16 protein-coding genes and 9 tRNA genes are annotated in these 20,288 nt (G+C 47.5%); 21 read left to right on the top strand and 4 right to left on the bottom strand.

Annotation, left to right across the window (positions count from 1 at the left end):
- Positions 1–127 precede the first annotated feature (127 nt).
- From ybgC to HG547_RS14530, 16 genes are all read left to right on the top strand, one after another.
- Positions 128–529, top strand: a complete 402-nt coding sequence (gene ybgC, locus HG547_RS14605; RefSeq protein ID WP_169548221.1) for a tol-pal system-associated acyl-CoA thioesterase — start codon at positions 128–130, stop codon at positions 527–529.
- Positions 519–1,205 (top strand): protein TolQ, encoded by a 687-nt coding sequence (tolQ, locus tag HG547_RS14600; RefSeq protein WP_169548220.1) that lies wholly within the window; start codon positions 519–521, stop codon positions 1,203–1,205. Before ybgC ends, tolQ begins: the two co-directional genes overlap by 11 nt.
- On the top strand, positions 1,205–1,639 hold the full coding sequence (tolR, locus tag HG547_RS14595; protein WP_037419420.1) for a protein TolR: 435 nt from the start codon (positions 1,205–1,207) through the stop codon (positions 1,637–1,639). Before tolQ ends, tolR begins: the two co-directional genes overlap by 1 nt.
- Positions 1,640–2,674 carry a cell envelope integrity protein TolA gene (gene tolA, locus HG547_RS14590; protein ID WP_037419422.1) on the top strand — a complete coding sequence of 345 codons (1,035 nt, stop codon included), beginning with the start codon at positions 1,640–1,642 and terminating at the stop codon, positions 2,672–2,674.
- Positions 2,675–2,683: 9 nt separating this feature from the next.
- A complete protein-coding gene (gene tolB / locus HG547_RS14585) occupies positions 2,684–4,012 on the top strand; it encodes a Tol-Pal system beta propeller repeat protein TolB (protein WP_037419426.1) in 1,329 nt (442 codons plus the stop codon).
- A 46-nt stretch (positions 4,013–4,058) separates the two neighbouring features.
- Positions 4,059–4,592 carry a peptidoglycan-associated lipoprotein Pal gene (gene pal, locus HG547_RS14580; protein WP_037419429.1) on the top strand — a complete coding sequence of 178 codons (534 nt, stop codon included), beginning with the start codon at positions 4,059–4,061 and terminating at the stop codon, positions 4,590–4,592.
- A gap of 24 nt (positions 4,593–4,616) precedes the next feature.
- Positions 4,617–5,366: a tol-pal system protein YbgF gene (gene ybgF / locus HG547_RS14575; RefSeq protein WP_169548219.1), complete on the top strand. Its 750-nt coding sequence runs from the start codon at positions 4,617–4,619 to the stop codon at positions 5,364–5,366.
- 142 nt (positions 5,367–5,508) lie between these two features.
- A tRNA-Lys gene (locus HG547_RS14570) sits at positions 5,509–5,584 on the top strand.
- 54 nt (positions 5,585–5,638) lie between these two features.
- Positions 5,639–5,714: transfer RNA gene (locus HG547_RS14565), tRNA-Lys, on the top strand.
- A gap of 35 nt (positions 5,715–5,749) precedes the next feature.
- Positions 5,750–5,825: transfer RNA gene (locus HG547_RS14560), tRNA-Lys, on the top strand.
- 35 nt (positions 5,826–5,860) lie between these two features.
- A tRNA-Lys gene (locus HG547_RS14555) sits at positions 5,861–5,936 on the top strand.
- A 35-nt stretch (positions 5,937–5,971) separates the two neighbouring features.
- A tRNA-Lys gene (locus tag HG547_RS14550) sits at positions 5,972–6,062 on the top strand.
- A 33-nt stretch (positions 6,063–6,095) separates the two neighbouring features.
- A tRNA-Lys gene (locus HG547_RS14545) sits at positions 6,096–6,171 on the top strand.
- 35 nt (positions 6,172–6,206) lie between these two features.
- Positions 6,207–6,297 (top strand) — tRNA-Lys (locus tag HG547_RS14540).
- Between the two features lie 33 nt (positions 6,298–6,330).
- A tRNA-Lys gene (locus tag HG547_RS14535) sits at positions 6,331–6,406 on the top strand.
- A 33-nt stretch (positions 6,407–6,439) separates the two neighbouring features.
- Positions 6,440–6,515, top strand: a tRNA-Lys gene (locus tag HG547_RS14530).
- Positions 6,516–6,787: 272 nt separating this feature from the next.
- Here the strand turns inward: HG547_RS14530 and HG547_RS14525 are convergent.
- From HG547_RS14525 to acs, 3 genes are all read right to left on the bottom strand, one after another.
- Positions 6,788–7,048 (bottom strand): GrxA family glutaredoxin, encoded by a 261-nt coding sequence (locus HG547_RS14525; RefSeq protein WP_011072684.1) that lies wholly within the window; start codon positions 7,046–7,048, stop codon positions 6,788–6,790.
- Between the two features lie 60 nt (positions 7,049–7,108).
- The gene (locus HG547_RS14520; RefSeq protein ID WP_169548218.1) at positions 7,109–8,881 is read right to left on the bottom strand and encodes a DEAD/DEAH box helicase family protein; all 1,773 of its coding nucleotides are present in this window, start codon (positions 8,879–8,881) and stop codon (positions 7,109–7,111) included.
- 227 nt (positions 8,882–9,108) lie between these two features.
- Positions 9,109–11,061 carry an acetate--CoA ligase gene (gene acs, locus HG547_RS14515; protein ID WP_169548217.1) on the bottom strand — a complete coding sequence of 651 codons (1,953 nt, stop codon included), beginning with the start codon at positions 11,059–11,061 and terminating at the stop codon, positions 9,109–9,111.
- Positions 11,062–11,236: 175 nt separating this feature from the next.
- Here acs and HG547_RS14510 point away from each other — a divergent pair, with 175 nt between their 5' ends.
- A complete protein-coding gene (locus HG547_RS14510) occupies positions 11,237–14,674 on the top strand; it encodes a NahK/ErcS family hybrid sensor histidine kinase/response regulator (protein ID WP_169548216.1) in 3,438 nt (1,145 codons plus the stop codon).
- A 19-nt stretch (positions 14,675–14,693) separates the two neighbouring features.
- Here the strand turns inward: HG547_RS14510 and bioA are convergent, their stop codons facing one another.
- Positions 14,694–16,052, bottom strand: coding sequence for an adenosylmethionine--8-amino-7-oxononanoate transaminase (gene bioA, locus HG547_RS14505; RefSeq protein ID WP_169548215.1), 1,359 nt, complete (start codon positions 16,050–16,052; stop codon positions 14,694–14,696).
- A gap of 122 nt (positions 16,053–16,174) precedes the next feature.
- Between bioA and bioB the strand changes: the two genes are divergently transcribed.
- The 4 genes from bioB to bioD all read left to right on the top strand — a co-directional run bounded on the left by bioB (position 16,175) and on the right by bioD (position 20,207).
- The gene (bioB, locus tag HG547_RS14500; RefSeq protein WP_037427489.1) at positions 16,175–17,227 is read left to right on the top strand and encodes a biotin synthase BioB; all 1,053 of its coding nucleotides are present in this window, start codon (positions 16,175–16,177) and stop codon (positions 17,225–17,227) included.
- A 99-nt stretch (positions 17,228–17,326) separates the two neighbouring features.
- On the top strand, positions 17,327–18,532 hold the full coding sequence (locus tag HG547_RS14495) for an 8-amino-7-oxononanoate synthase (RefSeq protein ID WP_169548214.1): 1,206 nt from the start codon (positions 17,327–17,329) through the stop codon (positions 18,530–18,532).
- 97 nt (positions 18,533–18,629) lie between these two features.
- A complete protein-coding gene (gene bioC / locus HG547_RS14490; protein WP_169548213.1) occupies positions 18,630–19,457 on the top strand; it encodes a malonyl-ACP O-methyltransferase BioC in 828 nt (275 codons plus the stop codon).
- 54 nt (positions 19,458–19,511) lie between these two features.
- Positions 19,512–20,207, top strand: coding sequence for a dethiobiotin synthase (gene bioD, locus HG547_RS14485; protein WP_169548212.1), 696 nt, complete (start codon positions 19,512–19,514; stop codon positions 20,205–20,207).
- The last annotated feature ends 81 nt before the right edge of the window (positions 20,208–20,288 follow it).

Here is a 20,288-nt window from a genome sequence, read left to right as displayed (position 1 = left end):
TTTACAAATCCCTCAATTGCGTTGAAACCCCTGCTATCCCTATCTATATCTTCATCGGGTCATTCACAAGTCTTGTTTCCCTAGGTATAGTAGCGTCAATTTTTCAACCAAAATCTACTGATTTCGCATGACGTTTAATTGGCCCATTTCAGTCTATTACGAAGATACCGACGCAGGTGGCGTTGTCTATCATTCGAACTATCTCAATTTTTTTGAGCGAGCACGAACCGAATGGTTAAAAGCCTTAGGCGTAAGTCAGATTGCACTGTTGGCCGATGACACGGCGTTTGTGGTTAAGCGGGCGGAATTGGATTTTAAAAAAGCCGCACGTTTTGAACAGAACCTTATTGTAGAAACTAAGGTCATAGAGTTGAAAAAGGCCTCGTTGGTATTTCATCAACGTTTGGTTGATCATCTGGGAGACTGTTATTGTGAAGGCACAGTGCTAGTAGCCTGTGTAGCCTTATCACGTATGCGGCCCCGAGCTATCCCCTTAAATATTGTGCAGGAGTTTGACAGTGCAAGCTGATATGTCGATTGTCGGGTTATTTTTACAAGCCAGTTTATTAGTGAAATTTGTTATGTTCACTTTACTTTGCTTGTCTGTAATGTCTTGGACGGTGATCTTACAACGCCGTAGTTTATTGACATCTGCAAAAAATAAATCGGCAAAATTTGAAGATAAATTTTGGTCAGGCGTCGATTTAAATCGTCTGTATAAAGAATTGTCGGCTCGTCCAGATAATACGGGCTTAGAGTCATTATTTGTGACGGGTTTTAAAGAATATTCACGTCTGAATAAATTAAATAGCAAAGTGCCTGATGCGGTTATGGATGGTACTTCGCGGGCGATGCGTGTGACCTTATCCCGTGAATTAGAAAAGTTAGAAGCTAGCTTACCGTTATTGGCAACCATTGGTTCGACTAGCCCTTATATCGGTTTGTTTGGTACGGTATGGGGTATTATGAATTCATTTATCGCAATTGGCTCGATGGAAAACGCAACATTAGCCATGGTAGCGCCAGGTATTGCAGAAGCACTGATTGCTACCGCTATGGGTCTGTTTGCGGCAATTCCAGCAGTTATCGCTTATAACCGTTTTGCGACTCAGGTTGAAAAGCTGGAAATCGGTTACGCTAACTTTATGGAAGAGTTTTCTAGCATCCTGCATCGCCAAGCATACAGTGAGAAGGAAGGCGTATAATGCAAGTCGGTTATCAGCGTAAACGTCGTCGCCCTGTTGCCGAAATCAACGTGGTGCCTTACATCGACGTCATGCTCGTGTTGCTGATTATTTTCATGGTAACAGCGCCGATTGTGACCCAAGGGGTGAAAGTGGAGCTGCCGCAAGGTGCGGCCGAAGTACTACCCGCGGATAGTAAGCCGCCGGTTGTGGCGTCTATTGATGCCGACGGTACTTATTTTCTTAATCAGGGCGGTTCCAATAACGAAGAAATGGAATTGGAAGAGTTAGCCACCGCCGTGGCGGCGATTATGGTGACTGAGCCTGAACGTCCTGTGGTGGTTAAAGCCGATAGAACTATTCCTTACGATAACGTGATCCAATTGATGGTGACCTTGCAACAGGCAGGCGTTCCCTCAGTCGGTTTGATGACGGATTCACCCAAGGAGAAATAGGTGGCGGATAATTCAAATGTTGCATTACCTCTGTCAATTTCAGCAGGTATTCATATTGGCGTGATAATTATTCTGGCCATTGGCATAGATTTCACCCATAAACCTGAACCTGTGCAACAAGTTAGCGCCCCTGCAGTAAAAGCTGTTATGGTTGATCAGCAACAAGTCGCTAATCAAGTTGAAAAGCTAAAGCAGGAAAAGCGCGATACAGAGCGTCGAGAACGTGAGCGCCAAGCCGAACTTGAACGCAAAGCACAGGAAGCAAAGCAAGCCCGTGAGCGTGAACAAGCACAGTTGAAGAAACTGGCGGAAGAACGTAAGCAGCAAGAAATTGAGACCCAAAAGGCCAATGATGCCGCGAAAGCCGCGCAGGTGAAGCAGCAACAGGAAAAGGAAAAAGCACAAAAAGCCGAAGCCGATCGCAAGCAGAAGGAGCAAGAACGTAAACTTGCTGAAGATGCAGCCCAAAAAGCCGCGGAAAAACGTAAAGTAGAAGAGGCCGCTGCCGCGAAAGCTGAGGCAGACCGTAAGCAGAAAGAAACCGAAGCCAAGGCAAAGGCTGAGGCAGACGCTAAAGCCAAAGCAGAGGCAAAAGCCAAGGCTGATGCAGAGGCGAAAGCAAAAGCCGAAGCTAAGGCAAAAGCAGATGCTAAGGCGAAAGCGGATGCTGAAGCCCGTGCTCAGCAGGAGCAGGAAATGGCTGATGCGTTAGCCGCCGAGCAGGCAGCCTTATCGCAAACCATGAATAAGCAGATGCAAACGGAAGTCGGTAAGTATACCGCGATGATTAAATCAACGATTCAGCGTAACCTTGTGGTTGATGAATCGATGCGTGGTAAAACGTGTACCGTTTCTGTGCGTTTAGCGAATGATGGATTTGTGATTAGCAGTCAGACACAAGGTGGTGATCCGAATGTGTGTCGTGCAGCTAAAGCGGCGATTTTAAAAGCGGGTAAGTTACCAGTGTCTCCAGACCCTGCGGTATATAACTTGATGAAAGAAATTAACTTAATCGTTGAACCAACGTTTAATTAAAGGAGTCCCATGAAAATTTTGGCAAAATGGTTAGCATTGGCAGTTCTGCTTTGCACTATGCCGGCAAAAGCGGCGCTGGATATTGTGATTACCGAAGGTGTGGATGCGGCGCGACCAATCGCTGTGATGCCATTCCAATGGCAAGGTGCTGGTGCGCCACCACAGGCGATTGCCGATGTGGTTATGTCTGACTTAGTGCGCAGCGGTACGTTTAAACCTTTAGATGAATTAGGGTTACCTCAACGTGGTATTGGAGCCTTAGCACAGTTTGATGCCAATGCTTGGGCTAATGTTAGTGCAGAAGCCGTTGTGGTTGGTTCGGTTAAGCCTTACGGCACGGATCAGTTTTTGGTGAGCTTTGATCTTATTGATTTGGTTAAAGCACAAAACCAAGCACTGAAAGGTCCTGCAAGTCCAACTGAATTTTTGATGGATAGTCGTCAGACAGTGATTTCTGCGACCCAGTTTCGTCAGTATGGCCACCGTATAAGTGATATCGTTTATGAAAAATTGACCGGTATTCGTGGTGCGTTTTTAACGCGCATTTCTTATGTATTGGTTAACCACAGTCAAAAAGCGGCTTATTCATTAATGATTGCTGACTATGATGGTTACAATGAGCAGATGTTATTGCGCTCTCCTGAGCCTTTGATGTCACCCGCGTGGTCACCCGATGGCCGTCGTTTAGCTTATGTGAGTTTTGAAAACAAAAAAGCCGAGATTTTTGTTCAGGACCTATACACTCAAGTGCGTACTAAGGTGAGTAGTTTCCCTGGCATTAACGGTGCGCCTTCTTTCTCGCCCGATGGTAAATCATTGGCCGTGACCCTCTCTAAGGATGGTCAACCTGAGATTTATGTCATTGATATTGCCACTAAGGCGATTAAACGTATTACCAACCACTATTCCATCGATACTGAGCCTTCTTGGTATCCTGATGGCAAGTCATTGTTGTTTACCTCCGAGCGTGGTGGTAGACCACAGTTATATCGTGTAGATTTAAATTCAGGCAAAGTGACCCGTGAAACCTTTGAAGGTGAATGGAATTTAGGTGGTTCAATTACCCCTGATGGTCGCAGCATGATTTTTGTGAATCGCACAAATGGTAAATTTAATATTGCACGTATGGATTTAAGTACGCGCTTTATGCAGGTGCTGACATCGACACGTTTGGACGAGTCTCCAAGTGTGGCCCCTAATGGTACTATGGTGATTTATGGCACTACGTATCAAGGCAAGCAAGTTTTAGCAGCTGTTTCTACGGACGGACGCTTTAAAGCGAGATTACCGGTAGGTCAGGGCGAGGTGAAATCACCTTCTTGGTCTCCGTTTCTCTAGTGTATTAGTTTGATTTATTAACATTTAATTTTATAAGGAACAAGTAATGGATCTGAACAAGTTGTTAAAAGCTATGTTGGTAGCACTTCCAATTATGGCTATTAGTGCGTGTAGCTCAACTTCTGAATCAGAAACTGATGCTATGGGCTCTACAAGTGGTTCTGGTAGTGAACTCAATGGTGGTGTTCAAACGGGCGGTATTGGTGGAATGTTGTCGCCTGAAGAGCAACAACGTCAGCAACTCGAGCAGTTGAGAAAAGAGCACATTATTTACTTCGATTTCGACCGCAGTGAAGTTCAAACTGAATATGCAGCTGTCCTCGAAGCCCATGGTACTTATTTAGTTGAGCACCCAAGTGTTCGTGTATTGATTGAAGGTCATGCCGACGAGCGTGGCACGCCAGAATACAACATCGCACTGGGTGAGCGTCGTGCTAAAGCTGTTGCTAAATACTTACAAGGCATGGGTGTACAACCAAGCCAAATGAGCATCGTAAGCTATGGCGAAGAGAAGCCACTTGACTTCACTCGTACCGATGAAGGTTTTGCTAAAAACCGTCGTGCAGTTTTAGTTTACTAAGATTGAATTACGGAGAGTAACGAGATGAAACGTGCCGTCTTAATTACGGCAATGTTCTTCGGAGCAGGAGCTGCAATTGCAGCTCCTGCTCCTGTTGAAGACCTTGCTGGTGGTTCAGGTGATGACAGACTTGCTCGTTTAGAGCGCATTGTAAAATCGAGACAACAAAGCGAAATTGATATGCAGCGCCGTCTGGATACTTTGCAGCAAGAAGTTCTCGACTTACGTGGTTTGACTGAACAACAAAATTATCAAATAGAGCAGATGCAGCAACGCCAGCGTCAGCTTTATGATGAAATTGCTAATTTATCTTCTAAAGCAGCGACTCCAGCCGCTTCAGTGGCTTCCACTCCTGCCGCTGCAGCAGCAACCGCGAATGCGGCCGCCAGTAGTTTAAGTGAAACGGCCAGCTACGAAAGTGCAGTTAATCTTGTGCTGAAAGAGCGTAAGTATGATGATGCAATCCCAGCCTTTCGCGCTTTCATTAAACAATATCCAGATTCAGTTTATGCCGCCAATGCTAATTATTGGTTAGGACAATTGCTGTTTAATAAAAGTGAGTTTGCTGAAGCTAAGCAAGTTTTCAATACGGTCGTGACCCGTTTTAGTGATTCCAACAAACGTGGTGACAGTTTAGTGAAGCTTGGCATGATCGCAGAGAAAATGGGCGATAAAGCAGGTGCAACTCAATATTACCAACAAGTAGTAAAAGACTACGCCAATAGCGCTGCAGCACGCATTGCTCAGCAACAACTGGCTGCAATTAAAGCGTAATTAACTAAAAAACATACTCTTAGTCTGTTTTTCATGCAAACGACAAAAAATTGGGAATTTACGCTTGCATGGGGAAATGAAAAAGGTATTATAGGCGCCCTCGGAACGGCGAGGTCGTTCGGGGCGCAAAATACCAGTATATGGGTCGTTAGCTCAGTCGGTAGAGCAGTTGGCTTTTAACCAATTGGTCGAAGGTTCGAATCCTTCACGACCCACCACTTACTCTAGTAAATAGAATAAGTTAACGGTATTTGAAGTGTAGTAGATTAGATGGGTCGTTAGCTCAGTCGGTAGAGCAGTTGGCTTTTAACCAATTGGTCGAAGGTTCGAATCCTTCACGACCCACCACTTTTCTGGAAGTGTAAAATTCAGAATCCTTAGATGGGTCGTTAGCTCAGTCGGTAGAGCAGTTGGCTTTTAACCAATTGGTCGAAGGTTCGAATCCTTCACGACCCACCACTTTTCTGAAAGTGTAAAACTCAGAGTATTTAGATGGGTCGTTAGCTCAGTCGGTAGAGCAGTTGGCTTTTAACCAATTGGTCGAAGGTTCGAATCCTTCACGACCCACCACTTTTCTGGAAGTGTAAAATTCAGAATCCTTAGATGAGTCGTTAGCTCAGTCGCTTATGTTATAAAGCTAGGGCAGTTGGCTTTTAACCAATCAATCGAATGGTTTAAATCCTTCATGATTCACCACTTACTGAAGTGTAAAATCAGCGTTCACTAGATGGGTCGTTAGCTCAGTCGGTAGAGCAGTTGGCTTTTAACCAATTGGTCGAAGGTTCGAATCCTTCACGACCCACCACTTTTCTGGAAGTGTAAAATTCAGAATTCTTAGATGAGTCGTTAGCTCAGTCGCTTATGTTATAAAGCTAGGGCAGTTGGCTTTTAACCAATCAATCGAATGGTTTAAATCCTTCATGATTCACCACTTACTGAAGTGTAAAATCAGCGTTCACTCGATGGGTCGTTAGCTCAGTCGGTAGAGCAGTTGGCTTTTAACCAATTGGTCGAAGGTTCGAATCCTTCACGACCCACCACTTACTGAAGTGTAAAATCAGCGTTCACTCGATGGGTCGTTAGCTCAGTCGGTAGAGCAGTTGGCTTTTAACCAATTGGTCGAAGGTTCGAATCCTTCACGACCCACCACTCTTTATCTCTTCTAGTAAAAATCTTCTTTCGCTATTCATCACTAAAAATCTTAATTTCACTGCATTTTCTAGTTTGCTCATAGACTTGTTGTCAGTTTTGCTCACGTGTTAAATGGTCCATATTGGCTGCAGATAAATAATAACAACTGGGGAAACATAAAATGGAACAAGCAAAATTGAGGTTGCTTTACTCTGCAACATTATTGATGTAACAACTGATGCAAAAGTAAAAAAGGAGACCTCAGGTCTCCTTTTTATCTCGTATTAGGGTTAACCTAACAGATTGTTATCACGAACATATTGTTCGAAATCGGTGCAACCACCTACGTGTTTTTCATCAACGAATATCTGGGGCACCGTTTCGACTGGCTTGCCGACAGTCTTCTCGAGATCCGCTTTAGAAATCCCTTCGGCGTGGATATCTACATATCTAAATTTAAAGTCATCACGTTTTTCAACGAGTTGCTCTGACAGTTGTACTGCTCGCACGCAATAAGGACAGCCAGGACGGCCAAAAATAACAACGTACATAATAGCTCCTTAGGATTACTTTAAGCGTTTTATACCATAGCGCTAACCGAATTGATAATGTCAGATGTGTTTATTTTCAGTTTGATAGCGCCCTTGGTAATCGAAATAGCTTTCGAGCAGATCCCAGCCTTTTTTGTGCTTTTTCAGCAGTAACAGATCTGGCATCCGAAAGGCGGCACTATCGGCAATCAGCTCAGACACTTTTTTGTATTGCTTAGGTTTAATGCCTGGCGTGCGACTATGGGGGAAAATAAACAGCGCATACAAGGCACGCCATTGGGCGGGTGTTTGCAGCTTAAAGTGCCGATTAAACTCATTTCCGTCAATGTCTAGATATTGCACCTTAAGATCGCCTGCATCATCCATTAACGTCATATGCTGGCAGCGGAACAGATGATGGTGTTGCTTATTCAATACTTGCTTAAGGCGTTTATCGGGGTCGATTAAGGTCGAATGGCAATGCTGGCAAATACGCGCCGCAATGTCGTTCTCTTGTCCGCAATCGGGACAGGATTTAGACCTAAATCGAAAGTCACATTGTTGCTTTTGCCCATGATGCTCGACAATGCCCTGACAGCGACGGCCAAAGTGCTCGATAATATCGCCATCCTTGTCGGTTAATCCCCAAAAGATATTGGCAAACTGGCAGACAGGGCAATGCACTTGTACCGGAACCGACTTACTATTGGGCTTAGCTTGGCCGACTTCTGGAAAATACAAATCATAACCATTGGCCGCGTAATCAATCACTAAACAATCTTTTTTACCTTCACAGATCCTAAGGCCTCGGCCAATCATTTGCTGAAACAAACTCACCGATGCGGTGGGGCGTAAAATCGCAATCAAATCCACATGGGGCGCATCGAAGCCAGTGGTTAATACCGCCACGTTGACGAGGAACTTAAGCTCCCTCGCTTTAAAGCGCTCGATAAGCTCATCACGTTCATTATCTGGCGTTTGCGCCGTGATGATTGCCGTTTGTTCGCAGTGTTCCTTGTTAAGCTGGCTGACAATTTCTTCTGCATGGCGCACGGTCGCGGCAAAAATAATGATCCCTTGGCGATGATGACTCAGTTCAATCAGTTGCTTCACAATCGCCGTTGTGGCGCGCCCAGCGTGGTTCAGCAGCGCATTAACTTGGGCCTCGGGATATTCGCCATTGTCATTGGGTTTGATTCGGCTGAAGTCATATTGGGCACTTAACCCATCGAACAAGGTGGGCGCAGTTAAATAGCCTTGCTTAATCAGCGGACGGATGGGAAGCTCGAAAATACACTGCTCGAAGACCCCAAGCTCGGGCGAGCCGACTTTGCCGTGGTAGTGGCGTTTATAAATCCAGCCAGTGCCCAGTCGATAAGGGGTGGCAGTCAGGCCTAATAATTTGAGCTTTGGATTACGCTGCTGTAAATGACTTAATATCTGCTGATATTGGCTGGTTTTTTCGAGGCTGACTCTGTGGCATTCATCGATAATCACTAGCGAGAAGGGCTCATCGAATTGAGTTAAGGCGCGCACGGCGGACTGGATACTGGCCACGACGGTTTTGCCGTCAGTCGATTTTTGATTTAACCCAGCGGAGTAAATGCTGGCCTCAGTCGTCAGTAATCCCACCTTTTGCGCGTTTTGGGCAACCAGTTCCTTCACATGGGTTAAAACGAGCACTCGTCCTCTGGCGATGCGGGCAAGCTCGGCAATAACGATACTTTTCCCGGCACCCGTGGGTAGGACTAACACGGCGGAATCGGTGCTTTTTTTGAAATGCGCGATGGCGGCATCGACGGCTTGTTGCTGATAATCCCTGAGGGTAACGCTTGGGCTGGAATTAACTGACACGCTGCTAGCTATTCTTGGTCGACTGAGTTTAGCGCCAAGCTTAACACAGAACAAAAAAAATGCCCCTTGGTTGGAGGGGCAACTAAGAGAAAGGGGCAATCAGGCACTTTCTCAACAGGGTTTACTTGATTAAAAGGAACACTTGCTAAAACGGACAGGTGTTCAAATGAACAGGGGCTAAAGCCACACTTAACCGTGATAAATCACGATTAAGTGTGGGACAACGATTACTCGTTGCGATTCAAGCGAGTTTCAATCAAGGTTTCAATCACAGCTGGGTCGGCCAGTGTTGATGCATCCCCTAAATTGGTTACTTCGTTCGCGGCAATCTTACGCAGGAAGCGGCGCATGATTTTGCCTGAACGTGTCTTAGGCAATCCTGTTGCCCACTGGATAAGATCCGGTGTTGCTAAGGCGCCAATTTCCTTGCGAACCCATTGGCGCAGCTCTTGGCGAAGTTCTTCGCTTTCTTCTGTGCCGCGGGTTAAGGTCACATAAGCGTAAATACCTTGGCCTTTAATATCATGGGGATAGCCCACAACAGCAGCTTCAGCGACCAGTTCGTGTGACACCAGTGCACTTTCCACTTCGGCGGTACCTAATCTGTGACCTGAGACGTTAATCACGTCGTCCACACGGCCAGTGATCCAGTAATAACCGTCTTCATCGCGGCGAGCGCCGTCACCAGTAAAGTACATGCCACGGAAGGTTTTAAAATAGGTCAGTACGAAGCGTTCATGGTCACCATATACGGTACGCATTTGGCCTGGCCATGAGTCGAGCAGCACTAAGTTTCCTTCGGTTGCGCCTTCTAAAATGTTACCCATGTTGTCCACGAGCGCCGGTTGTACCCCAAAGAAAGGACGAGTCGCCGAGCCGGGCTTAGTATCAGTTGCGCCTGGCAGTGGGGTGATCAAAATACCGCCTGTTTCAGTTTGCCACCAAGTATCGACAATCGGGCAATGCTCGTGGCCGATGACCTCGTGGTACCAACGCCAAGCTTCTGGGTTGATGGGTTCGCCTACAGAGCCCATGATGCGCAGTGAGCTGCCATCGTACTTATCAAAATGTTGTTTACCTTCGGCCATTAGTGCACGAATAAGCGTTGGTGCAGTATAGAGAATATTGACTTTATGGCGGTCAATCATCTCGCCTAAACGCGCAGGGCTTGGGTGGTTAGGAACACCTTCGTGGATGAGCACCGTTGCGCCGTTGGCAAGCGGGCCATATACCATATAGGAGTGACCAGTAATCCAACCCACATCAGCAGTACACCAGTAGATCTCACCGGGTTTGTAATCGAACACATACTCGTGGGTCATGGAGGCATACACCATATAACCACCAGTAGTGTGCAATACGCCCTTTGGATTACCCGTTGAACCTGAGGTATAGAGTAAGAACAGCGGATCTTCTGCGCCCATTTCTTCGACAGCGCAATGTTCGGATGCGGTTTCAACCAGTGAATGCCACCACACATCGCGACCTTCTACCCAGTCAATCTTGCCGCCAGTGCGTTGAAGCACAATGACTTTCTCAACACTGGTCACATCGGGATGTTTTAACGCATCGTCGATGTTGCGTTTGAGCGGAATGGCGCGGCCACCACGCATACCTTCATCGGAGGTGATGACGATTTTGGATTTACCATCGATAACCCGAGAGGCGATAGAATCGGGTGAGAAACCACCAAAAACAACGGAATGCACAGCACCAATGCGAGCACAGGCCAGCATCGCGATGGCGGCTTCTGGCACCATTGGCATATAAATCGTGACGATATCGCCACGGCGTACGCCTTGGCTGCGTAGCGCGTTGGCAAATTTACATACTTGAGTGTGCAGTTCACCGTAGGTGATTTTGCGTTGTTCGTTGGCGTTATCGCCTTCCCAAATAATGGCGACGCGGTCGCTGTGCTCCGCCAAATGGCGATCAAGACAGTTTGCCGATGCGTTTAGGGTGCCGTCATAGAACCAGTTAATCGATAAATTATGATCGTCAAAAGTGGTTTTTTTGATTTTAGTGTATGGCTTTATCCAATCGATACGTTTGCCGTGCTCTCTCCAGAAACCCTCTGGATTGACAATCGACTCTTGGTACATTGTTTTATATTGATCGTTATTTACAAGTGCATTGGCAGCGATATTGCCGGAGACTTTGTAGAGAGACTGCGAGCTCATAGGGCTTCCCTTTCGAAAAATTGCGTGGTCTGAGTATGGTATGCAAGAGGGAGTCAACTCCATTAGACCTTGGTCTAGTTTTAAAATTTCCTTTATATTTAGGCTGTTGCACTCGAAAATCTGGCTAGATTTCAGCCATTATTTATCGCACAATAATGGAAAAAAGAGCAAAAATATGAATCTCACCTTAGTCGTCGCCGTTATTGCTATTTGTTATGTATCACTTTTATTCCTTTTAGCCTGGGGGGCGGAGCGCTGGTTTAGCGGCGTGACCAAGAAGCTGCAAGTGGTCATTTATGGCTTAAGCTTGGCGGTTTATTGTTCTTCTTGGAGTTTTTTAGGCACGGTTGGACAGTCGGCTAAGGATTTTTGGTCGTTCATTCCGATTTTTATCGGCCCAATTCTTATCTTCACCTTAGGGTTTGGCATGTTGCGCAAGATGGTCCTCGTGTCCAAGGCGCAAAATATTACCTCGGTCGCCGACTTTATTGCTGCCCGTTACGGTAAATCGCAAACCTTGGCGGCCATTGTTACCCTGATAGCGTTGTTTGGCATCATGCCTTATATTGCGCTGCAACTTAAGGCGATGGTGTTCAGCCTAAATCTATTTCAACCCGCGGATGACCCCTTAAATGGCATTATGATTGCGCTACTGATCACCGCGCTGTTAGCCATTTTTGCCATTCTTTTTGGCACTCGTAAGCTCGATGCTACCGAGCATAATCCCGGGATGATGCTGGCTATCGCGTTCGAATCCTTAGTTAAACTCGCGGCATTTTTGCTGGTAGGGATGGTGATTAGCTTTGGCGTATTTGACGGGTTTGGCGATATTTGGCAGCAGGCGAGTGATAAAGCGTTAATTCATAACCCAAACCCCCGTATTGAAACCTTGATGCCTGAACTGCTTGTCGGCATGGCGGCATTTTTGTGTATGCCGCGCCAATTCCATGTAATGGTAGTTGAGTGCGCCGATGAGTCGGTTCTTTCTAAAGGGCGTTGGTTGTTTCCGCTGTATTTGGCCTTATTTGGTCTATTTGTCGGGCCACTGGCATTAGCGGGTAAATTGATCTTGGGCGATAGCGTTGCAGCTGATACCTATGTGATTAATTTACCGCTTGCGTTAGATCATCCGCTGCTGGCGGTGATTGCGCTGTTAGGTACCTTATCTGCGGCGACGGGGATGGTGATTGTGGCCGTGGTGACAATCAGTGTTATGGTGAGTAACGAATGGCTCGTCCCTGTGATGTTACGTACTGGCAATATCCGCGAGAAAAACTTCAGCCAGTTTTCGCAGATGCTACTAAATGCCCGCCGCCTCGCGATTATCATCATCCTTGGGTTGGGTTACGGCAGTTATCTGGCGCTGGCTGATAGCGACTCGCTATCGCATCTGGGGATGCTGTCCTTTGGTGCTTTTGCCCAACTTGCACCCGCGTTAGTGGGTGGACTCTACTGGAAACACGGCAATCGTGCAGGGGTGTTTTTAGGACTCAGTGTGGGTTTTAGCTTGTGGTTTTACATCATGCTCAGTGGCATGACGGGTAACCAAAGCCCAGCGACATTAATGTCTAGTAATTTCGACCTATTAGATGCTATTACACCGAATGTGCGTGATGCGCTTACGGCGTTATTTGCCAATATTGCCTGTTATGTGTTGGGCTCGATTTGGTTCAGGGCCGGGGTGGCCGAGCGTATTCAGGCCAGTGCTTTTGTCAGCCCTGGTAAGCTTAAAAATAATGCCAATAAGAAAAGCGGCCCTATCTCGCAGCAGGATTTATTGATCTTAGCCAGCCGCTTTGTGAGTCCAACCCGCGCCTATGAAAGTTTTAGTCGATTCTCTACCGAAGCGGTTAAAAGTGACAGTTGGCATAAGGCCGCGACTCCAGAACTGATTGCTCATACCGAGCGTTTACTCGCTGGCGTGCTCGGCGCTTCGAGTGCTTCTTTAGTTATGGATTCGGTTTTACAAGGTCGTGACTTGGCCTTAGATGAAGTCTTTAGCCTTGTGGATGAAGCCTCATCCAAAATCATGCTTAGTCAAGATATGCTGCGCGGCGCTATCGAGCATGCCTACGAAGGGATGAGCGTGATCGACAGCGACCTTAACTTGGTTGCATGGAACTACAAATATGTCGAGTTATATCAATATCCTGAAGGCTTTTTACAGCAGGGTATGCCTATCAGTGAAGTGATCCGCTTTAATGCCGCCAGAGGTTATTGTGGTGATGGCGATATAGAGCAACAGGTTGAAAAACGTGTGCAGCATATGCGTAATGGCACACCGCATACTTCAGAGCGGCAACGTAAAGACGGTAAAGTGATTAAAATTCAAGGTAATCCCATGCCCGATGGTGGTTTTGTGATGACCTTTACCGACATTACCCAATATCGTGAGCAAGAACGGGCGTTGCTCGAAGCCAATGAAACGCTCGAGTCGCGTGTTAAAGAACGTACCTACGAACTAGCTCTGCTAAATAGTGAGTTACTTGAGGCCAAAGCACAGGAAGAAATGGCTAACGCCTCTAAGAGTCGCTTTTTAGCGGCGGTGGGGCACGATTTAATGCAGCCACTGAATGCGGCAAGATTGTTTACTGCGTCGTTATCCCAATACCCTAATTTGGATCGCGAGGCACGCACCACCTTATCCCATGTGAATAGCTCGCTTAAAACCGCCGGCGAGTTGCTCACCGACTTATTGGATATTTCTAAGTTGGATTCCGGCATGGTCGAAGTGAACCGCCGTGACTTTGCTATATCTGAGCTACTCAATGGTCTGTCGGTCGAATTTGAGGCGATGGCGGCGGACAATCAAATTCGCTTTAAGATGATCCCCTGCAGCGCGACGGTGAATTCTGATCCTTCTTTGCTCAGGCGTGTGCTGCAAAACTTTTTAACCAATGCCTACCGTTATGCCCGCGGAGGACGAGTGCTGTTTGGATGCCGTCATCGCGGCAGCGAATTGGAGATCCAAGTGCTCGATACGGGCTGCGGAATTGATGAGCATGAAACTCATGAAATATTTAAAGAATTTAAACGCTTAAATAATCCACGTAGTAAAAGTGTCAGCGGTTTAGGCTTAGGGTTAGCAATTGCCGATAGGATAAGCCGGGTACTTAACCACAGTATTCAGGTGTCTTCGCAATTGGGGCGTGGCTCGGTCTTTTCCATTACGGTTCCCTTAGGGGAAACCGTGCGCCAGCCGCAGGTGAAGGCATTGCCATCGTTATTACAACCGTTATCAGGGATTAAAGTATTGTGTATCGACAACGAGGAGGCGATTCTTGCGGGGCTTGAGAGCTTACTCAGTCGTTGGCAATGCGAGGTGATTTGTGCCAAGGATTTAGCCGATGCGCGGATTAAGTTAGGCCTTAAAGGCGTGGCGCCCGATATCGTGTTAGCCGATTTTCACTTGGATGATGGTCAAAACGGTGTTGATGCGATGGATGGGATCCGCGCACTCTATGGCAAAGAGTTACCGGGCATTTTAATCACAGCGAACACTCGCAAAGAGCTGGTGGAAGATGTGCAGCGCCGGGGTTATCACTATATGGCCAAAATGATTAAACCCGCGGCGCTGCGGGCATTGATATCAAGCCTGGTCAAAAAGGCTTAATAACTTGCGGCCATGGCGATTAGCCATGGCTGATGCAGATGTTTTGACCTCGACTTACGTCATCCGAAGTGGTTTTCGGTGGTGTAATGGTGGCCGCGACTTGCTTCATCGCTTGGGTGAGTTGGCTGAGCTGCGCCGAACTTATCACATAGGGCGGCATAATATAAATCAGGTTGGCAAAGGGTCTAACCCATACGCCTAGGTCGACAAATTGCTGCTGCAGCGCCGCGGTATTCACCGCTTGGTGCATTTCTAACACACCAACCGCGCCGAGCACGCGCACCTCTTTCACGCTGGGAATATCAATGGCATCGGCAAGCTCGCGCTGCATTTGCTGCTCGATGGCGGCAACCTGTGCTGGCCACTCTTGCTGATTGATTAAATCTAAGCTGGCGCAGGCGGCGGCGCAGGCAAGGGGATTACCCATAAATGTCGGACCATGCATAAAGACGCCGGCGGGTGATTGGCTAATGCCTTGGGCGACGTTATCCGTGCATAAGGTAGCGGCAAGGCTGATATAACCGCCCGTTAAGGCTTTGCCTAGGCAGAGAATGTCAGGCGTGATGCCGGCATGTTCATAGGCAAATAACTTACCGGTTCGGCCAAAACCCGTGGCGATTTCATCGAGAATAAGCAGCACATGATATTCATCACACAGGGCACGTAGGCCGCGTAAATACTCGCTGCTGTAGAAGCGCATTCCCCCTGCACCCTGCATAATCGGCTCGATAATCACGGCGGCAATCTCTTGATGTTGCTCGCGTAAAATGCGCTGCATTGGCGCTAAATCATCTTGGCGTAACGATTCACCAAAGGGCGTTTGCGGCGCGTCGACAAAACACTGTTTTGTGACTGCTTCACCAAACATGGTATGCATGCCACCTTCGGGATCGCAGACACTCATGGCGGCAAAAGTATCGCCATGGTAGCCCTTCTTCACCGTAAGAATGCGCTGTTTTTGGGCCTTTTGCGCTAAAGGTAAATCTTGCCCCTGCCAATATTGCAGCGCCATTTTGATGGCAACCTCAACGGCAATCGAGCCCGAGTCGCACAGAAAGACTTTCGTTAATGGCTCGCAGGTCATCGCCAGCAGTTTTTTGCAGAGTGTAATGGCGGGTTCATGGGTAATGCCACCAAACATGACATGGCTGAGTTGGTGCAATTGCTGCTCCATCGCCGTTAATATTGCCGGATGACCATAGCCATGCACGCAGGCCCACCAAGAGCTGGTGCCATCAATCAGTTTACGGCCATCGACCAATTCCAGCTCGCAGCCTTGGGCACTGTGTACCCCAAAAACAGGAAGTGCACGAGTCATGGAGGTATAAGGGTGCCAAATATGGGTGCTATCAAAATCCAAGTCGAGTAAATTGCGCATAAAAGCTCACAGTGTTGATTGAAAATTAATCAGTGGTAAACCTGTATCACTGGTTGGCGTTGACAGTTTAAGGGCTGAGGTTATCCTAGCCAAGGTAAAATACAAAAATAAAAGGGTGTTCAATGTCGCAGTTGCAAGTTCGTCATGATTGGAAGCGGGAAGAAATCGAAGCCTTATTTGCGCTGCCGATGAATGACTTATTATTTAAAGCCCACAGTATCCACCGTGAAGTGTACGATCCTAACGAAGTGCAGATCAGCCGCTTACTGTCGATCAAAACCGGTGCTTGTCCTGAGGATTGTAAATATTGTCCGCAGAGTGCGCGTTACGACACTGGCCTTGAAAAAGAGCGTCTATTAGCGATGGAAACCGTGCTCACCGAAGCGCGCAGTGCCAAAGCCGCGGGGGCTTCGCGTTTCTGTATGGGCGCCGCCTGGCGTAACCCGAAAGATAAAGACATGCCATACCTTAAGCAAATGGTGCAAGAGGTGAAAGCCCTCGGCATGGAAACCTGCATGACCTTAGGAATGTTAAGCGCCGAGCAAGCCAACGAGTTGGCCGATGCGGGCCTTGATTATTACAACCACAATTTAGATACCTCGCCTGAATACTACGGCGATGTGATCACCACCCGTACCTATCAAAACCGCTTAGATACCTTAAGCCATGTGCGCGCATCGGGCATGAAAGTCTGCTCTGGCGGTATTGTTGGCATGGGCGAAAAGGCCACAGACCGGGCGGGTTTATTGCAACAACTGGCGAATTTACCCCAGCATCCGGATTCTGTGCCGATCAATATGCTAGTTAAAGTGGCCGGTACTCCCTTCGAAAAACTCGATGATTTAGATCCGCTGGAGTTTGTCCGTACCATCGCCGTGGCGCGTATTTTAATGCCTAAGTCCCGTGTGCGTTTATCGGCGGGCCGTGAAAACATGACTGACGAACTGCAGGCCATGTGTTTCTTTGCGGGCGCGAACTCGATTTTTTACGGCTGCAAGTTACTGACTACGCCAAACCCTGAAGAAAGTGACGACATGGGGCTGTTCCGTCGTCTGGGCTTACGCCCTGAGCAGGGCGCAGCCGCGACTATCGATGATGAGCAAGCAGTATTAGCTAAAGCTGCGGCTCACCAAGATAAAGCTGCGTCTCAGTTTTATGATGCGGCTGCGCTATAACCACAGTGTATAAATGCGCTTCATTAAGCGTTGGAGCGCTTTACCTTCTAAAGGATTTATGGCGCTTACGTTTAGCAAGAAAATCCTGAGCAAGAGAATATGAGTTCACCACTCGCGTCAAAACTGGCTTCAAAAATCCGCGCCCGTCAGCAAGCCTTAGCAGGGCAAGGTTTGCTAAGGCAGCGTCAAGCATTATCAACAGATGCCGTGCTAAGCGACGCTGAGCCGCAGTTTTGCTTTGAGGGGCAAACTTATCTTAACTTCAGCAGTAACGACTACTTAGGGCTTTGCCGTGCGCCCGAATTAATTGCGGCGCTACACCGCGGTGCACAGCAATATGGTGTCGGCAGCGGGGCATCGCCACTGGTGACGGGCTACAATGAGGCGCATTTAGCGCTGGAAACCAAGCTGTGCCAGATAACCGGATTTGAGTCAGCGTTACTGTTTAGCTCAGGGTTTAGCGCTAATAGTACGCTCTGTAAAACCCTGTTCGATAAGCAAGATGTTGTGCTGGCGGATAAGCTGGTTCACGCGTCTATTATCGATGGTTTACGCGATAGTGGCGCAGATTTTAAACGCTTTTTGCACAACTCAACTGAGAGTGCGGAGCGGCTGTTAGCCAAAAACACGGTTTCAGCGCTGATCACTGAAAGTGTGTTTAGCATGGATGGCGATATTGCGCCGATTTCGGCGTTATCTGCACTTTGCCGCGCGCATAATGCGTGGTTGATTGTCGATGATGCCCATGGTTTTGGCGTGTCTGATATTTTTAATCAGCCAGCTGCCAACCTTATCGACATCCAGATAGTGACTTTTGGCAAGGCATTAGGCTGTCAAGGCGCAGCAATTCTGGGTAGTCGAGAGTTGATTGCGTTTTTAGTGAGTAATGCGCGGGAATATATTTATTCCACTGCACTGTCACCGGCCAATGCTGCGCTAGCTTTGGCCGCAGTTGAACACTGTGAAGCTCAACCTGAACTTAGGCAAAAGTTGCAGCGTAATATCTCGCTGTTCAAACAGTTATGCCAAGATGCCGATATTCCACTTCTTGGTAGTAATACCGCGATTCAACCTCTGATCATTGGTGATGCCGAGCAAACCTTACTGGTTGCGCAAAAGCTAAAAGCCATGGGGATTTGGGTTGGGGCAATTCGTCCACCAACCGTGCCCGTAGGCTCAGCAAGATTACGTATTACTTTGAGTGCATGCCATAGCGAGGCGGCAATTCGGTGCTGTGTTAAGGGCATTGCGCAAGTGCTGGCCGAAGTTGCACTACCTAGGGTATCTGAGCGTCCTGCGCGATAAGCTAATGTTTTCGATACTGCTTATGGCCGACGATTCGATGCCTTAATCTTGAGAGTTGAAAGATCAGAGTTTGATTTAAAAGTGAGAATAACCAGAGATGTTCATGCCGCTTGGCGTTAGCCTTAATCCCCATGAGCCCGCAGATCAGCTCTCGCATATTGCCGAGCGGTTTTCAGCAGCAGCCAAGAGCTATCAAAAGCATAACTGTTTGCAGCGTTTAAGCGGCGCGAGTTTGTTGCAGGGATTTGTAGCCAAGGGCGCAATTCTTGATATTGGCGCAGGGCCGGGAACCAATTTTGATCATAATGCCACAGGCACAGATATTAGAGTTTATGCACTCGATATCGCTTTGGGCATGCTGCAACAGCTTAATGCGACTTACCCTGAGCACCGGTGTGTTTGCGGTAATGCCGAGCAATTACCCTTTGCCGATGCGTGCATCGATAATATTTACTCTAATTTGGCTCTGCAGTGGTGCCATGACTTTTCGGCTGCAACCAGCGAAATGGCCAGAGTCTTAAAGTCAGGTGGAGAAGCGCATCTGAGTATCGTGGCGGCAGGCAGCCTGGCTCAGTTATCTACTCTTGGTTTGAGGGTCAATAGTTTTTTATCCCTTGAAAGCTTACAAGCGGCATTTGACGACACCGATTGGCAATTTCTTGATGTGAAGCTCATGCCAATGACCGTCTATTTTCAAGATCTTAAAACCTTACTTTATTCCATTAAGGGCGTGGGCGCATCGGTGCAATCCTCATTACAGACAGTAACTTCTGCAGATCCCGATGCCCATTTAGGTAAATTGCGTGGCCGCCACGATTGGCAGGCTTTACAACAACGCGCAGAACTATTTCGTGAGGCACAGGGCCTGCCTTTAACCTATCAGATCGCCCAATTTCGTGTGCGTCGCCAAGGTGGCTCGGTATAAGCCTCTAGCAACGGTTTGGCGCATGATTGGCCAATAGATTAACAAGGAAAACGCATGTTTTTTGTAACAGGTACAGATACCGATAGCGGTAAAACCTTAGTATCGACCGCACTGTTAACCGCATTCAATCGTGACGTTCTGTGCGCAGGGTCTTCGCGCTTAAGTCTTGGGGTGAAGCCTGTTGCCTCAGGCTGTGAAATCACTGAAAAGGGCTTGCGTAACAGTGATGCATTAAAACTGATGTCGGCCTCATCCCTTAAACTGAGCTATGAGCAGGTGAATCCGATAAGTTTTGAACCTGCGATTGCACCGCATATTGCAGCAAAACAGCAGGGAGTTAATTTATCCCCCGAGGCTATTTTGGCCAAGCTTGATCGCGCGGCGTTTGCGCAGGCGGATTTTTGTTTAATCGAAGGGGCGGGCGGTTGGCGTTTGCCCTTAGGGGAAGGGCGCTATTTATCTGAGTTGGTAAAACAGCTTAATTTACCCGTCATTCTTGTGGTAGGAATGAAGCTCGGTTGTCTAAATCATGCGTTATTAACTCAAGAAGCGATATTAGCCGATGGCTTAACGGTCGCAGGTTGGGTGGCAAACTGTGTCGATCCCAATATGAGTGTGTTCGATGAAAACTTAGCGTCGCTTAAAGAGATGATGGTATCGCCTTTCCTTGGTTGCATTCCTCATCTTAAGCAGGCGGATGCGGAGCATGCCGCCAACTTTATCGATATCCAATCCTTATTTCTGAAATAAGCTTATTCAAATAATAAGTTTGATATCAAAACAGAGGCAATATCGCCTCTGTTTTTGTTAGTTAGTGTAGATTTAATTTAT

The organism is Shewanella sp. DNRA4 (assembly GCF_012843185.1).
Classification (GTDB): Bacteria; Pseudomonadota; Gammaproteobacteria; order Enterobacterales; family Shewanellaceae; genus Shewanella; species Shewanella xiamenensis.
The sequence above is the reverse complement of the archived record's forward strand: the minus strand, read 5'-3'. Positions and strand labels throughout refer to the sequence as shown.